Origin of the sequence: Psychrobacter sp. Choline-02u-9 (assembly GCF_002836505.1) — a bacterium.
In the GTDB taxonomy this organism is placed as follows: Bacteria; Pseudomonadota; Gammaproteobacteria; order Pseudomonadales; family Moraxellaceae; genus Psychrobacter.
Window position 1 is genome coordinate 43,283 of record NZ_PJBF01000043.1, and the last position, 14,672, is coordinate 57,954.

Consider the following 14,672-nt stretch of genomic DNA (forward strand, 5'->3'; position numbering starts at 1 on the left):
TCATGCAAGAGACGCAAAATGCGTGCATCATGATGAACGCTGGATAATAAAGACATCTTCACTTGTGAGCTGGTTATATGTTTGTCTTTATAACATGACAAGCGCACAGTGCTATTACCCATTTTACTAACAGTAACTGGCTATTTATTTTAATTCAAAACGTAGCTTTCGTTATATAGAAAGGAGTTTCAAATGGTATACCAAGGAAATCGCATCACGGTGACAATGCTAGAGGATGGCATCGCCAACATGCAGTACAACGCCGAAAATGAGAGCGTGAACAAATTTGATGCCGAAACCAACAAACAGTTTGGTGAAGCAGTTAGTGCGTTAGAAAAAGCCGACAACGTAAAAGGTCTTATCGTTACTTCAGCCAAAGGCGTGTTTATCGCTGGTGCTGATATCACAGAATTCGTCGGTTCTTTCAAAAAATCAGAAAGCGAGATCAAAGATTGGGTCGTTCATGTTAATGACGCTTTCAATCGTTTTGAAGACCTACCATTCCCTAAAGTAGCTGCTATCAATGGCGCGGCGATGGGCGGCGGTTGTGAAATGACTTTGGTTTGTGAATACCGTGTCATGAGTGACAAAGCCATCATCGGTTTGCCAGAAACTCAGCTAGGTATCTTCCCAGGTTTCGGCGGTACAGTTCGTAGTACGCGTATCATCGGTATCGATAACGCACTTGAGCTGATCGCGACTGGTAGCCCAAAGAAAGCATTGGCAGCATTGAAGCTAGGCTTGGTTGATGCAACGGTTCCTGCTGATGACTTGCAAGATGCAGCAATTGACCTAGTCAAAAAATGTATCTCAGGTGAGCTTGATTGGAAAGCAAAACGTGAAGAAAAACTGGCTCCAGTTAAGCTAAACCAGCTTGAGCAAGCAATGGCGTTCAACAGTGCCAAAGGTGCTATTTTCGCTAAAGCCAATCCTAAGCAATACCCAGCACCAGCAATCGCTATCGAAACGATTGAAAAGCACGTTAATTTATCACGTGACAAAGCAATCGAAGTAGAAGCTGCTGGTTTTGCGAAAGCGGCTAAGACGCCACAAGCAGAGAGCTTGGTTGGTCTATTCTTAAACGATCAGCTAGTCAAAAAACTGGCCAAAAAACACAGCAAGCAAGCACACGACATCAGCGAAGCCGCTGTACTAGGCGCTGGTATCATGGGTGGCGGTATCGCTTATCAAGCAGCCAGCAAAGGCTTGCCAATCATCATGAAAGATATCAAGTCTGAGCAATTAGACCTTGGTATGGGCGAAGCGAGCAAACTACTTGGCAAAATGGTAGAACGCGGCAAGATGACCCCAGCAAAAATGGGTGAAACGTTGAGCCGTATCCGTCCTACTTTGAACTACGGTGATTTTGCTGAGACTGATATCGTAATCGAAGCGGTCGTAGAAAATCCAAACGTGAAGCGTGCGGTACTTAAAGAAGTAGAAGGCTTGGTAAAAGACGACTGTATCCTAGCGTCAAACACCTCGACTATCTCTATTACGTTCCTAGCAGAAGCGCTTGAGCGTCCAGAAAACTTCGTTGGTATGCATTTCTTCAACCCAGTACATCGTATGCCACTCGTCGAAGTTATCCGCGGTGAGAAATCATCTGAAGAAGCCATCGCGACTACCGTTGCACTTGCTTCTAAAATGGGTAAAGTGCCAGTAGTAGTTAACGACTGCCCAGGTTTCTTGGTAAACCGTGTATTGTTCCCATACTTTGGCGCGTTTGACTTGCTACTGAAGCAAGGTGCTGACTTTGCTCATGTCGATAAAGTTATGGAAAAATTCGGCTGGCCGATGGGCCCTGCATACCTAATCGACGTGGTCGGTCTAGATACAGGTGTACATGGCGCAGCAGTGATGGCTGATGGTTTCCCTGACCGCATGAAGCCTGATTATAAAGGTGCTATCCAGCATCTATATGACAATGAGCGTCTGGGTCAGAAAAACGGTATCGGTTTCTATAAGTACGAAATGGACAAGCGCGGTAAGCCAAAGAAAGTTGCTGATGAAGCCACTTACGAGTTGCTAAAAGCCACGACTGACAGCGAAAAGCAAACGTTTGACGATCAAGCAATCATTGATCGCACTATGATTGCCTTCTGCAACGAAACCGTTCGCTGCCTAGAAGACAACATCGTAAGCACACCAAGCGAGGCCGACATGGCGATGATTATGGGCGTAGGTTTCCCTCCATTCCGTGGTGGCCCTTGCCGTTATGTGGACCAAATGGGTCTAGATAACTACTTGGCACTATGTGAAAAATACGCACATCTTGGCAAAGCTTATGAAGCGCCACAAAAGATTCGCGACATGGCAGCCGCAGGCGAGACTTTTTACGCAACAGCGTAATAGTCAGTCATTACTAGGATGAAGTGCAGTACGTTTGCTATTTTGCATGAAAGCAATTGAGACATGAATCGTCTCCAATAGCGAACGTACGATTATAGTTGGTTCAGTTTAATGCTAGTACGAGTAAATCAAGCGCAAATGTACCTATTGTACTTTGAGCGAGATTAACAAGGTAATAGTCGTAAATTGGGCTGACTACACTGACAATAAAAATTGAAAAGGAATATGGTATGACAACTTTAAGTCCAAAAGATGTGGTCATCGTAGATGGCGTGCGCTCGGCAATGGGCAAAACCAAAAACGGTATGTTCCGTCATGTACGTGCTGATAGCATGTCAGCGGAACTAGTACGTGCGCTAGTAGAACGTAATGACTTTGACACCAATGATATCGAAGACATTATCTGGGGTTGTGTCAACCAGACGCTAGAGCAAGGCTTGAACATTGGTCGTAACATCGGTTTGCTAGCTGGTATCCCAAAGACTGCTGGTGGCCAAACGGTTAACCGTCTATGTGGTTCTTCTATGCAGGCGCTACATACTGCTGCTGCACAAATCATGACCAACCAAGGTGATGTATTCATCATCGGCGGTGTTGAGCACATGGGTCACGTAGGCATGATGCACGGTGTTGATTTGAACCCTGCTGCTTCTAAGCATTATGCAAAAGCATCAAACATGATGGGCTTGACTGCTGAAATGCTAGGTCGTATGAACAACATCACGCGCGAAGAGCAAGATGCGTTTGGTCTTGAGTCACATCGCCGCGCATGGGCTGCAACCACTGAAGGTCGTTTTGACAATGAAATCATCGGTATCGAAGGTCATGATGCTGCTGGTCGCTTGCAACTATGTACGGTTGATGAAGTCATTCGTCCAGACGCAACGATGGAGCAAATGCAAAAGCTACGTCCAGCGTTTGATCCAAAAGGCGGTACAGTAACAGCGGCAACCTCATCTGCATTATCTGACGGTGCGTCAGCGATGCTAGTAATGAGCGCACAAAAAGCCAAAGATCTAGGTCTAAAACCACGTGCCCGTATCCGTAGTATGGCTGTGGCTGGTTGTGATGCTGCTATCATGGGTTATGGTCCTGTACCTGCGACCCAAAAAGCATTGAAGCGTGCTGGCATGAGCATCGATGATATGCAAACCATCGAGCTAAACGAAGCATTTGCTGCTCAAGGTCTATCAGTATTAAAAGGTCTAAACCTATCTGACAAGCAAGATATCGTTAACATCAACGGTGGTGCCATTGCTTTAGGTCATCCACTAGGATGTTCAGGCGCTCGTATCACGGTGACATTGCTAAACGCGATGGAGCAGTCAGATACTGAAATCGGTCTAGCGACAATGTGTATTGGTCTTGGCCAAGGTATCGCTACTATTATTGAGCGTGTTTAATCTCATTTACATAAACAAGATTATTTGAACACTCAATAAGTAGCTACTCGCTAACGAAAAACCTCTAGTCATAACGGCTAGAGGTTTTTTTATAGATCAAATTAATAGTTGGCCAGTTAGTAAATCATAGAGTCGAAAAACACAGTATCACGGTGATTAAAAATTATCTCCATTGACGCATTCATGAAACTATGACTAAATAAGAGGAAGATGAACCATGGCACTGTTTATGATAATTCTAAAATAGTTTTAGTTGCAACTGTCAGCCGTACAAGGAGTGTACTATGTCTACTATGATTAATGATCGCACCTATCGAATCGCTCGTGAGAATACCCAAGCAATGATTGTCGATGTGCAAGAGCGTTTAACGCCGCATATCTATGATCACGAAAATATCGTAAAAAAAACCGTTACCTTGATTAAAGGGCTGCAAGCGCTCAATATTCCAATCATGCTCAATGAACAATATAAAAAAGGATTGGGCGATACCTTACCAGAGCTGCGCGACGTACTCGAAGGAGACAATGCCAAGAGCTTTGAAAAGGTCACCTTTAGTGCCTGCGACAACAATGATTCATGGCACCATCTAGCGCAGCAGAACCGTAGTACTGTTCTGCTCTTTGGTGCTGAAGCTCATGTCTGTATCATGCAAACGGCACTGGATTTATTGGATAATGGTATGCAGCCTGTCATTATTGGGGATGCGGTGGGTTCTCGTTTTCCTTATGACAAAAAGCAAGCAATTCGCCGTATTCGCCGTGCAGGTGGGGTAATCAGCACTGTTGAATCAATCTTATTTGAGCTGTGCCGTAGCAGTGAAGATCCTGCGTTTAAAACCATTATTAATTTGATTAAGTAGGTGGTTAATATTTAGGTGCTTAAGGACTTGGATAAATAGGGACTCAATTTGACCATTTATTTTCTAATTTATAATAGATAGCGCTTGGTAAAATAAGCGCTATTTTTTTGACAACGGTAATAGTCTTTTAACCATTGTTAGATATCAAACTAACTATAATATCTTGAACAATGAAACTTAAAATCGCCAGAACTCATAAATATTTAAAACCAATAACTAGAGAAAACCAGAGAAAATCAATGTCGCAAGCCAGCTCTATATCACTCACTAATTCCAAATCTACTTCACATATCGACATCGACGATGTCACTCATTTCTTATTGGAGTTAGATGCGCTCAAGCGCGTGAGTCGCCGCAGCTATGTGACACAGACTACTCGTAAAGAAAACTCTGCCGAACATTCTTGGCATTTAGCGATGGCCTGTTGGTCGATTGCTGAATTATTTGCACTAGACGTCAATCATGAAAAATTGCTGAAGATGGCATTGGTTCATGATTTGGGTGAGATTGATGCGGGGGATACTTTTTTATATGCTGATACGCGTACTGATGCACACGTCGAAGAGCGTGCAGGCATTGCCAGATTGCAACGTGAGCGAGGCAATGGCATTAGTGATTTAAGCGAAGTTTGGGAAGCGCAGGAAACAGGAAGTAGCAAAGAGAGTCAGTTACTCAGAGTGGTCGATCGCTTATTGCCGTTTTTACTCAATCTAAATACCGATGGTAAAACATGGATTGAGCTTGGTGTTACGCGCTCGCAGGTGGCGGGTGCGCATGCATTTATCGAAGACAGCTTTCCTCCTATTCATGATTGGCTCTCACATAATATTGCATACGCAGCTCAGCAAGGCTGGCTGATTGATGCGTAAATCTGCATAAGTAGCAGGCATAAAAAAAGCCCAATTAAGCTTTATGATTCACGCTTAACTGGGCTGATATTTTCAGTACTCTTATACAGGCGTGTTATTGAGCGTTCGCCATTCCTAGCAATTGACCCATTTGCACGACGCTATTGGCTTGCATACTATCTAGCCAGTCAGCCTTCGCTGCTTTTGGTAATACCACGATAGCCGTTGAGCCTAGATAGAAGCGTCCAAGCTCTTCGCCTGCTGCAAACTGCATGTCATGATCAGACTCGAATATGTCGTCAGTACGAGCAATCTTGCCAGTGGCGACAGTTTCAATACCAGCGACGATCATAGCACCAACCATCACGACAGCTGCTTTGCCGTACTTGGTATCAAACATACAGACCAGACGCTCATTACGCGCAAACAAGTCTGGCACGTTAGCCGCCGTAGTATTGTTGACCGAAAATAGCGTGCCAGGTACATAGCGAGTCTTGGTCAATGTGCCAGTAAACGGCATATGCACACGGTGATAATTGCTAGGTGCTAAGTAGATAGTTGCAAAACTACCATCAGCAAAATAACTGCCATCTTCACTATCAGCAAGCAATTGGCCGACATCATAGTGACGACCTTTTGCCTGTAGCAGTTTGTGATCTTCGATTTGTCCTAGCTGAGAGATAATACCGTCCGCAGGGCTCACGATACCGTTTGCCGTGGCGTCGATAGTACGAGCATCTTCTTTTAACTCGCGGGTAAAAAAGTCATTAAAACTTTCATAAGCGTTAAGGCTTTGGCGTTCGTACTCGTCTAAGCTGATATTATAAGCTTTAGCAAAGCTACGAATAAAGGTGCGTTTGACATAAGGATGACGACTGGCGGCCAAACGTCCAGCGACTTTACTGAGCTTTTGCTGCGGCACAAGCTGTTGTAAGGTGGTAAATACATTCATAATAAGGCTACCAAAATAAGGTGTAATGTAATAGGGGCGTGTTGGAAATTCGACCATGGCACTGACAGTGGCTAAAATTGCGCCATACTACGTTGTAAATCTAGATAAGGCATGAGCATTATCGTCGTTTGACGCCTTGTCTGGAACAGTTTTAGCGATCCGCAGTACCTATTTGTGAATATCAAACACGCCCTAATAATAGTTAAGTTAATGACGGTATTTTATCATGGACAGCATATTATTGTATGGCCATAATCTGTTAAGGAATTAGTAAATGAAAGCACTCATACAGCGGGTGAAGCACGCTAGTGTGGTCGTCGATCAACAGTGTATTGGTGAGATTGAGCATGGAGTATTGGCATATATTGGCTTAGGGCATGAAGACGATTTCGCCGCTGCACAGCGTATGATTGACAAAATACTGACTTATCGCATTTTTGAAAATGACGAAGATCCGGCCAAATTTGGTAAACTGGATAAAAACGTTCAGCAGATTGGTGGTGGGCTATTATTGGTCTCGCAATTTACCTTGATGGCAAAAACAGACAAAGGTCGCCGTCCAGACTTTGGTGGTGCGATGGCACCTGCTGCGGCGCAAGCATTATTTGAACAACTGGTCGATTATGCCAAAACTAAGCACCCGAACGTGGCAACTGGTCAGTTTGGTGCGGATATGCAAGTGTCGAGTGTCAATGATGGGCCGCTTAATTTTTTACTAGAAATCTGATTTTAGAGTGTCATCAAGCTGTCATAATTAATCCGTTTAATAGGTAGAGACTGGTGAGTATATATCGCCTTTTTAAATGCTAGATTTTGTCCGCTAACACCGAGAATGTCCTATGTATAATGAGCAAATTTTGATTGTTGAAGATGAGCCTGCGATTCGTGAAATGGTTGTCATGACGCTAGAGATGGCTGGGTTTGATAGCTTGCAAGCGGCAGATGTGTCAGAGGCGCATCAGCAAGTGGTAGATCATAGACCATCACTGATACTGTTAGATTGGATGTTGCCGGGTGACAAGAGCGGTGTGGATTTTTGTCGTATGCTCAAAAATGATGAACTACTCTCTGAAATACCAGTCATTATGCTAACGGCAAAAAGTGAAGAAGACAGTAAGGTGCATGGTCTTGATGCAGGCGCAGATGATTATATGACCAAGCCTTTTTCGACTCGTGAGCTGATTTCTAGAATCAAAGCCGTACTACGCCGCAGTAGTGCTATGAGTAGCGATAAACCTATCGAAATTGGACAGTTAAGTCTAGATACCAAGAGTCAGCGTGTGACAGCTGCAGGTAAAATCGTTGATGTTGGGCCCACAGAGTATCGCCTATTGGCATTTTTTATGAGTCACCCTGAGCGCGCCTATACACGAACGCAGCTACTCGATCAGGTATGGGGCGGCAATGTATATATCGAAGACCGAACCATCGATGTGCATATCAAACGTCTACGTAAATTACTGCGACCTTATGACTGTGATACATTGATACAGACGGTACGTGGAACAGGCTACCGATTTTCTAGCCTGATTGAGCCAAGTTAATCTTGTACAAATAATGCCGCAGCAATATAAAGGCAGCGGATAGTGGTAAGGATAAAAAATGGACAAGATAGCGCCAGCACAACGTGAGCAATCAGCTCTATTAGAGCAAATATCTACTCAAAGTACAGCGGAGCAACTCAAAAAAATCGGCAGTGCACTACGAGCCTTGCGCGATGCAGTGATTTTGCTCAACAACAATGATGGTCTGGAATGGTGGAATCAGGCAGCACAAGACTTATTGCTGCTACAGCCAGAAGATAAAGGTCAAAATATTTTTGACTTTATCACTGTACCTGAGTTCCGCCAGTATTATGAAGGTACAACGATACCTAACGATGGCGTCCATATAGAATCATGGCGAGATCCTAGTCGCTACTTAAAGTGTGAACTGACCCCTTTCGGTGATGAAAAACTGCTGTTTGTATATGATGTGACCCGCTTGCGGCACTTAGAGCAAATGCGTCAGGATTTTGTCGCAAATGTCTCGCATGAGCTTAGAACACCATTGACGGTAATGATGGGCTACCTAGAAAATTTCTCCGATCAGCCAGATATGCCGCCGCAATGGCGTCGTGGTTTTGAGCTGATGACCCAGCAAACAGCCCGTATGAACAGAATTGTGAACGACTTACTGCTATTGTCTAAGATTGAAATCGAAGAGTCACACGAGCTGCATTACATAGATATGACTAAGCTACTGACCAATATCTATGACGATGCACAGGCCTACAACCAAGCGTACAAACACATCATTCATTTGCATATAGATACGTATGATGGGCTGTACGGGTCAGAGATGTACTTGAATAGTGCGCTATCCAATCTAGTAATCAATGCGATCAAATATACGCCAAAGGGTGGCAATATCACTATCAGCTGGACAAGGACGTCTGATGGCTGCCGTTTCGCGGTCGAAGATGATGGGATCGGTATTGCGTCAGAGCATATCGCCCGTTTGACAGAGCGTTTCTATCGTATCGACAAAGGTCGTAGCCGTGCAACAGGTGGTACGGGGTTGGGATTAGCGATTGTAAAACACGTACTGCACCAGCACGAAGCGCAATTGCAAATCGATTCAGTAGAAGGGGAAGGGTCGACATTTAGTGTGGTATTTCCTTCAAACTACGTCAGATCCGTCACAGCCAATTAATATAATTTCTGGCTTATATTAGCGTTGGTTTTTCGGCTTCGATCTTTTGGTTAATACAAACTTAGCACTACTTCAAATTAGGTTAACGACATACCTTTCTGTATTCGCTAATCCTTTTGCAAAAGTGGATAAGGGTTGACCGCACTGCCATTAATATAGATACCATAGTGTACATGTGTCGGTGTTCCTTTTGCATTACCGCTATCACCCACATAACCTATCACGTCGCCCTGATTGACCCAGTCATTGGGGGAGATGTCAGCATAGTCCTCTAGATGAGCGTAGTAATGTCCTGCGCCACCAGGCCCTACCACCACGACTACGCGCCCACCTAATGTGTTCTCACCAACTTTGCTTACTACGCCTTGTGTGGTCGACTGCACAGGAGTGTTGCGCGGCGCAAAGATATCGATGCCTTCGTGGGAGCGGCCTTGGCTACGTGCCGCGCCCCAAGTGTCTGTCAGGTTTCGTTCTGGTAGTGGACTGGGCAAGCTGTTTTCGGTCGGCAGTTCTTGTTGCAATAGACTCAATTGCTGCCATTTGGCAACCACAAATGACTGCGTCTGTTGGCTAATACTAGGTAGTAGCTTATCGAAGACAAATAACAGTGCTAGCAATACGATAGCCTTAATCAATAGGCTTATTAAACGACTAAAAAAAGAAGGTCTGGGAGGCTGGTTATTTCCATCTGCTAGCATTGATGTCTCATATATATTTGATGTCATTTGAGTTTTGATTATAAAAGCTTCGTCTAACAACGTATGTATCGCATTGTTATCTATCGTTTTTACCCCCATAGATATTCTTATGGTTAAGAATATAGACAGCAAATACAGTTTTATCTACTTAACATTTCTGCTGAGCATAGACAGTTGCTACTGATGGTTAATACTTTATGAATGATGCTTTTAAGCCTACTGATATTTCTGCCACGCGCGAAACAGCGCTGGTTATCGATACCGAAACAGATCAGGGCAGTGATCCCAGACCTATCCAAGTTGCTACTATCAATGTAGCAACTGGTTTTGAGTGGATGAAATACTTTAATAGTGGTCGATCTATTTCACCTATTGTCATAAAGGTGCATGGTATTACCGATGATGATGTAGCTGGTCTTGAGCGTTTTGAGCTGGATCAGTTTGAGCTGCCAGAGTATTTGATTGGTCATAATGTACGCTTTGATTGGCGAGTGATTGGCAGTCCTTCTGCTAAGCTGATTTGTACAGTGAGACTTGCGCGGGCAGCCTTTCCAGAATGGCGTGCTTACGGTCAATCTAAGTGTATCGAGCAGCTGTTGGGCAAGGGTGAGGCGAGTGCAATGACAATTGCCGCTCATGACGCGCTTGGCGATGCTCGAATGTGTTATTTGCTGTATCAAGCATGCTGCGAGCGTCTAGAGATTGCGCCGACAGATTTTGCAGCGGCACATGCTATCTCTAATAAAGCGACCCCTGTGAGCAAGATGCCGTTTGGTAAGCATAAAGGCAAACCGATCAAAGATGTGCCCATCAGCTATGTTAAATGGATGATAGGCAATATTCATAATATGCAGCCTTCGCTGTATTCGGCACTGACTAAACGTTTACAGCTAGAAGAAGCGGAAAACGCGGAAAAGTAATCTAAGTTATCATAGGTCTGCTATGTAAGGTGCGACATGGTGCTAAGCTTATGGTTGGTCGTGCAACCATGTCACTGCCATTTGCCATAGCTGCGGTGCTTTGATATTGGTCTTACTGCTAAAATAGCGCATATGACCGATATTATTTAGTCCAAAATCCTCAGGGTCTAAGAATCGCTTTTCGACAGGCATTTTTGTAAATACCCTTATCATATCGTCCATGTTTTCACTGTTGGCGATATCATCATCGCTAAAGCCAAGCCACAGTGCTGGCATGCTGAGCTCATCATAGAAATGCGTATGTATGCTTTTGCCAAATGCGGTCTTGATATAGCCTTCGCCATTGCACCATTCACGCCATTGACGCGCTACTCCGCGTGGTAGCGGCTCACCCATACCGATTTTGTCTGACGGCGTATAGCCTAGTGTTAAATTAGTGAATGGAATAAACGCATCCATAAAGCCCATAGCTTTGAGTTTATATGGCATGCCCATGTTTTTGATACGCCCTGACGAGCAAGCGACATTGAACACTGAGCCAATCGCCTGATAATTGGGCATCAAGCCAATGAGCTGACCACCTGCGCTATGACCGATAAGATGATAAGTCGCATCAGGAAACTCATCTTGTAAGGCATCAAGTACAGCTGGCATGTCGTGGCGACCCCAACTGATTAAGGAAGCGCTACATTTTGCCAGTTCGGTCGATAGTGACTCACCGATTCCTTCATTATCAAAGGTCAGCACTCCAAAGCCGCTTTCTGCTAGGTAGGTCGCAAAATTATGATAAAAGTGACGCTTAATACCTGTGGCAGGTGCCATCATGACGGCTTTTTTTGTTGCATCTTTAGGGCGATAGACCGTGGCTGCCAATGCTTGGTTGCGATCGGTCATGATGCTTAATGAGTAAGTATCAATATTGCTCGCGTCATTCGTATTGCTTTTACTAGTGAGATTGCTATTAACCACAGAGCTTGATAGCTCGGCAGTAGGAGAGGTGTTGTGATTATCCATGGGTATACCTTAGTATTTTTATTAGTAGATAATGAATATCGAACTATGATGAACAATAAATGCGCATCTTGAAAGTGTAGTCGTTGCGTAGTGATAAATCGTTGTGACTATGTGGTAGCATTGCTTATGTTAAGATAAATGCTGGCAAGACAGTTGCTCAAATATGACTTACAAGTTTTGTATAGCTTGGCTGAGTTTGTCTTATGAATCATGTGCATGACAATATAAATGACAGGTGTCGGTATGCAGCCTTCACTAATAACAAGCGCTCAATAAAAACTGACAGGTAATTAAGGAAGCTATATGCAAATGAAAATCAACGATGATACTTATGACGTAATCACGAGTAAAGACATTACAAATATCGAAAAAGCAGTCGATAAGTCTGCCTTGTCAATGCCGCTCGTGGCTGTGTATTGCGGTTCGCGCTTGGGCAATGGTGATGTGTATGAACAGGCGGCACGCGAGCTTGGCAGTGCTTTGGCAAATAATGGCATGGGGCTAGTATATGGTGGCGCTAGTATCGGTCTGATGGGCGCAGTTGCGGATGAAGTAATCAATGGCGGCGCGCAAGCAGTGGGCGTGATTCCAACCTTTATGCTCAAGCACGAAATCGCTCACGAGCAGCTGACTCGTTTGCATTTGACTGACACTATGCACACGCGTAAGACCGTTATGGCAGAGTATGCCGATGCCTTTATCACGCTACCAGGCGGGCTAGGAACATTAGAAGAGATTATGGAAATCGCCACGTGGCGTCAATTGTACCAGCACGAAAAACCAATGATTATTCTAAATATCAATGGTTTTTATGACCGTATGATTGAGCATTTGAAATATACCACTGAGCAAGGCTTTATGAAGCAGGAAGATTTAGACCGTCTAGTGGTGTGCAATACCATCAGCGAAGCGATCGATATGCTACAGACAGTAGTGACCATAGATGATGCTGTGGATACAGAAAAGATGGCAGGCAGTAATAGTTAAGCCGTATAGCTATTTATACATAGCAAATGCTTAAATATTAAAAGCTATGACGAAAAAAGGAGCAGATAACCAAATCTCGGTTATCTGCTCCTTTGTTATATGTATTAACAACCTATCAGCGAATCATGTCTATTAGGCATCAGCAGGCGTGAGATCGTCCAATGCTACTTCACGAATACTATGATTAACATGAGCCATAGCGATTGGAAATCCACGCTGCTCAGCGAGCTCACGAGCAACCTCATCGACAGCGAGGCTATCGTTATGGACAAGATATGACCACTCATGGGCATAGCGACTACGATTCAGAGGTGTATCGTTCTCTATCAAGCCTAGATTTGTCAGCTCATTAACTATTTGATCAGCGGCAATCAAGGTCGAAGATGCTTTGACGTTTTCTGCACGGGCATAGCGTATATTAGAGTACAAGCTCACGTCAGCGACTCGCAGCGTATCATCCTGCCCAGGAATCTGCTGCCCACCATATAGTGCGTTACCAACAGTACGTGCGCTGTTAAATGTCGGTACAAACTCCGCCACATACTCAATCGCTTGCTGACTACGTGCCTGTAGGGGCGCTTTATCCCAACCATCTTCAATATAATGCACATATTGCTGTGGCAGTTTGGGCTGCGCACTGTCTTCACTCGATGCGACAAGACCATCATCAAACAGAGTAATGGCTTTACTCATACCGTGAATCTGAAAGTATCCGCCAGGGTAGGGAGTAAGCTGCGCCATGCCTTCTGGCGTTCCTCGTTGACCGTAGACGATAATCTCTGGTATCTGTCCACCAGCATCGCCCCAATGGGTCACATAAGACGATTTGAACTCGACCATACGTGTGACTTCGACACCGACCATATCGTCAATAACACCTGTACGGAATCCGCAAGCATTGACTAGATAATCAACTTCAATAGACTCAGGCTGAGAGGCATGTTCTTGACTATGGATTTGTTGATAGTCGATACGCCATTTGGTGACATGATGGTCAGCGTTGGTACAGTTCTCACAATCTACTGGTACGACTTTTTGCACAGCAGTTTCGGTAAATACGTGCGCATTATCGTATTCTTCAAGTGCAAGTTTGGCAGAAGCGGCTAAACGAAAAATGTTCCAACCATATTCTTGGACAACAATTAACGGAAATTTAACTTTGTTTAAATCCAAGTATCTAGCGACTGGAACCATCCATTCATCAATCGTACTTGGTACAGCGACTTGCTCACGTTCAGACAGCTCAATCAATTGCTCATGGCTGTAGAGTTGATAGTAATCTTCAGGCTCACCCAATACCTTATTATTAGCATCTTGCTCGATCAATTCTTGATAAGCATCGGTCAAAATGTCTAAACGCGGTAGTAAATCTTCAGGCAGTCCTTCGTCACGTGTCGGTACAGCAAACACAGTAGGACGGACGTCAATAGTGTGCGGATACAAACGCAAAATATCGATACATTGCTTAAGCAGCGCTACGCAATCTTCGTCCGGTATTTCACGGTACAAGTTACCACCTGCATGCAAATGACACATAGGTGGTCCATCAATGAGAGATTTTTTCTTTTCAAACAAATAGGTCTCTAATCCTAACGCAGCAAGTCGAATCGCAATCGTCGATCCCGCAGTACCGCCGCCCAAAATGCCAACGCGCTTTTTAGGTTGAGTGTTTTGTGCCCCATAAGATAACACCCCAGAATGAGCGTCACGATTAAAGGATTGAGCGTATTTTTTATCAAAAGACTGAGTCATTGTCGTCGTTGTATCCTTAATAGCATCTGTATTAGGCCGTGCTCGGTATATGTATCAAATGTTCTATATTTCTTGATATGAGTGCGAAGGTAATTAAGTTCAACACACAAATCTGAACTTCAATAGTCATCTTTTCTATTGTTTAGCCATTCTTCATCTCTATAGGTTTATTTTACGAAGAACTACAGACAA

General features: G+C 44.2%; 13 protein-coding genes. 9 read left to right on the forward strand and 4 right to left on the reverse strand.

Translation table 11 applies throughout. From position 1 onward, the window contains the following. Nucleotides 1-192 precede the first annotated feature (192 nt). The 4 genes from fadB (at nt 193) to CXF69_RS04815 (ending at nt 5,484) form a co-directional block, all read left to right on the forward strand. Nucleotides 193-2,352, forward strand: a complete 2,160-nt coding sequence (gene fadB, locus CXF69_RS04800) for a fatty acid oxidation complex subunit alpha FadB (RefSeq protein ID WP_101205329.1) — start codon at nt 193-195, stop codon at nt 2,350-2,352. A 230-nt stretch (nt 2,353-2,582) separates the two neighbouring features. Next, nucleotides 2,583-3,755, forward strand: coding sequence for an acetyl-CoA C-acyltransferase FadA (gene fadA, locus CXF69_RS04805; RefSeq protein WP_057761795.1), 1,173 nt, complete (start codon nt 2,583-2,585; stop codon nt 3,753-3,755). Nucleotides 3,756-4,039: 284 nt separating this feature from the next. Then, a complete protein-coding gene (locus tag CXF69_RS04810; RefSeq protein WP_101205330.1) occupies nt 4,040-4,615 on the forward strand; it encodes an isochorismatase family protein in 576 nt (191 codons plus the stop codon). A 239-nt stretch (nt 4,616-4,854) separates the two neighbouring features. Further along, nucleotides 4,855-5,484 carry an HD domain-containing protein gene (locus tag CXF69_RS04815; RefSeq protein WP_101205331.1) on the forward strand — a complete coding sequence of 210 codons (630 nt, stop codon included), beginning with the start codon at nt 4,855-4,857 and terminating at the stop codon, nt 5,482-5,484. Nucleotides 5,485-5,578: 94 nt separating this feature from the next. Here CXF69_RS04815 and asd read toward each other — a convergent pair whose 3' ends face one another. Next, nucleotides 5,579-6,415: an archaetidylserine decarboxylase gene (gene asd / locus CXF69_RS04820; RefSeq protein ID WP_101205332.1), complete on the reverse strand. Its 837-nt coding sequence runs from the start codon at nt 6,413-6,415 to the stop codon at nt 5,579-5,581. Nucleotides 6,416-6,689: 274 nt separating this feature from the next. On the opposite strand from asd, the gene dtd reads away from it, so the two are divergent. The 3 genes from dtd (at nt 6,690) to phoR (ending at nt 9,109) form a co-directional block, all read left to right on the forward strand. Further along, on the forward strand, nt 6,690-7,142 hold the full coding sequence (gene dtd, locus CXF69_RS04825; protein ID WP_101205333.1) for a D-aminoacyl-tRNA deacylase: 453 nt from the start codon (nt 6,690-6,692) through the stop codon (nt 7,140-7,142). Between the two features lie 112 nt (nt 7,143-7,254). Then, nucleotides 7,255-7,959, forward strand: coding sequence for a phosphate regulon transcriptional regulator PhoB (phoB, locus tag CXF69_RS04830; RefSeq protein ID WP_057761786.1), 705 nt, complete (start codon nt 7,255-7,257; stop codon nt 7,957-7,959). 58 nt (nt 7,960-8,017) lie between these two features. After that, nucleotides 8,018-9,109 (forward strand): phosphate regulon sensor histidine kinase PhoR, encoded by a 1,092-nt coding sequence (phoR, locus tag CXF69_RS04835; RefSeq protein WP_101205334.1) that lies wholly within the window; start codon nt 8,018-8,020, stop codon nt 9,107-9,109. Nucleotides 9,110-9,216: 107 nt separating this feature from the next. Here the strand turns inward: phoR and CXF69_RS04840 are convergent, their stop codons facing one another. After that, nucleotides 9,217-9,807, reverse strand: coding sequence for a M23 family metallopeptidase (locus tag CXF69_RS04840; RefSeq protein WP_101205360.1), 591 nt, complete (start codon nt 9,805-9,807; stop codon nt 9,217-9,219). Nucleotides 9,808-10,004: 197 nt separating this feature from the next. Between CXF69_RS04840 and CXF69_RS04845 the strand changes: the two genes are divergently transcribed. Continuing rightward, a complete protein-coding gene (locus CXF69_RS04845) occupies nt 10,005-10,727 on the forward strand; it encodes a putative quorum-sensing-regulated virulence factor (RefSeq protein ID WP_101205335.1) in 723 nt (240 codons plus the stop codon). Nucleotides 10,728-10,775: 48 nt separating this feature from the next. Here CXF69_RS04845 and CXF69_RS04850 read toward each other — a convergent pair whose 3' ends face one another. Then, nucleotides 10,776-11,621 (reverse strand): alpha/beta hydrolase family protein, encoded by an 846-nt coding sequence (locus tag CXF69_RS04850; protein ID WP_323807182.1) that lies wholly within the window; start codon nt 11,619-11,621, stop codon nt 10,776-10,778. 423 nt (nt 11,622-12,044) lie between these two features. Between CXF69_RS04850 and CXF69_RS04855 the strand changes: the two genes are divergently transcribed. Next, nucleotides 12,045-12,728, forward strand: a complete 684-nt coding sequence (locus CXF69_RS04855; protein ID WP_057761780.1) for an LOG family protein — start codon at nt 12,045-12,047, stop codon at nt 12,726-12,728. Between the two features lie 132 nt (nt 12,729-12,860). Here the strand turns inward: CXF69_RS04855 and CXF69_RS04860 are convergent, their stop codons facing one another. Beyond that, complete coding sequence (locus tag CXF69_RS04860; RefSeq protein WP_102078192.1) at nt 12,861-14,480, reverse strand: FAD-dependent oxidoreductase; 1,620 nt, start codon at nt 14,478-14,480, stop codon at nt 12,861-12,863. Nucleotides 14,481-14,672: the final 192 nt, after the last annotated feature.

Excerpts from the sequence above, each read along its gene's own strand:
- CXF69_RS04855 (WP_057761780.1), top strand. The coding sequence starts at position 12,045 with ATGCAAATGAAAATCAACGATGATACTTATGACGTAATCACGAGTAAA.
- fadB (WP_101205329.1), top strand. The coding sequence starts at position 193 with ATGGTATACCAAGGAAATCGCATCACGGTGACAATGCTAGAGGATGGC.
- CXF69_RS04860 (WP_102078192.1), bottom strand. The coding sequence starts at position 14,480 with ATGACTCAGTCTTTTGATAAAAAATACGCTCAATCCTTTAATCGTGAC.
- CXF69_RS04815 (WP_101205331.1), top strand. The coding sequence starts at position 4,855 with ATGTCGCAAGCCAGCTCTATATCACTCACTAATTCCAAATCTACTTCA.
- CXF69_RS04845 (WP_101205335.1), top strand. The coding sequence starts at position 10,005 with ATGAATGATGCTTTTAAGCCTACTGATATTTCTGCCACGCGCGAAACA.
- dtd (WP_101205333.1), top strand. The coding sequence starts at position 6,690 with ATGAAAGCACTCATACAGCGGGTGAAGCACGCTAGTGTGGTCGTCGAT.
- CXF69_RS04850 (WP_323807182.1), bottom strand. The coding sequence starts at position 11,621 with ATGACCGATCGCAACCAAGCATTGGCAGCCACGGTCTATCGCCCTAAA.
- phoR (WP_101205334.1), top strand. The coding sequence starts at position 8,018 with ATGGACAAGATAGCGCCAGCACAACGTGAGCAATCAGCTCTATTAGAG.
- CXF69_RS04810 (WP_101205330.1), top strand. The coding sequence starts at position 4,040 with ATGTCTACTATGATTAATGATCGCACCTATCGAATCGCTCGTGAGAAT.
- CXF69_RS04840 (WP_101205360.1), bottom strand. The coding sequence starts at position 9,807 with ATGCTAGCAGATGGAAATAACCAGCCTCCCAGACCTTCTTTTTTTAGT.
- asd (WP_101205332.1), bottom strand. The coding sequence starts at position 6,415 with ATGAATGTATTTACCACCTTACAACAGCTTGTGCCGCAGCAAAAGCTC.
- fadA (WP_057761795.1), top strand. The coding sequence starts at position 2,583 with ATGACAACTTTAAGTCCAAAAGATGTGGTCATCGTAGATGGCGTGCGC.
- phoB (WP_057761786.1), top strand. The coding sequence starts at position 7,255 with ATGTATAATGAGCAAATTTTGATTGTTGAAGATGAGCCTGCGATTCGT.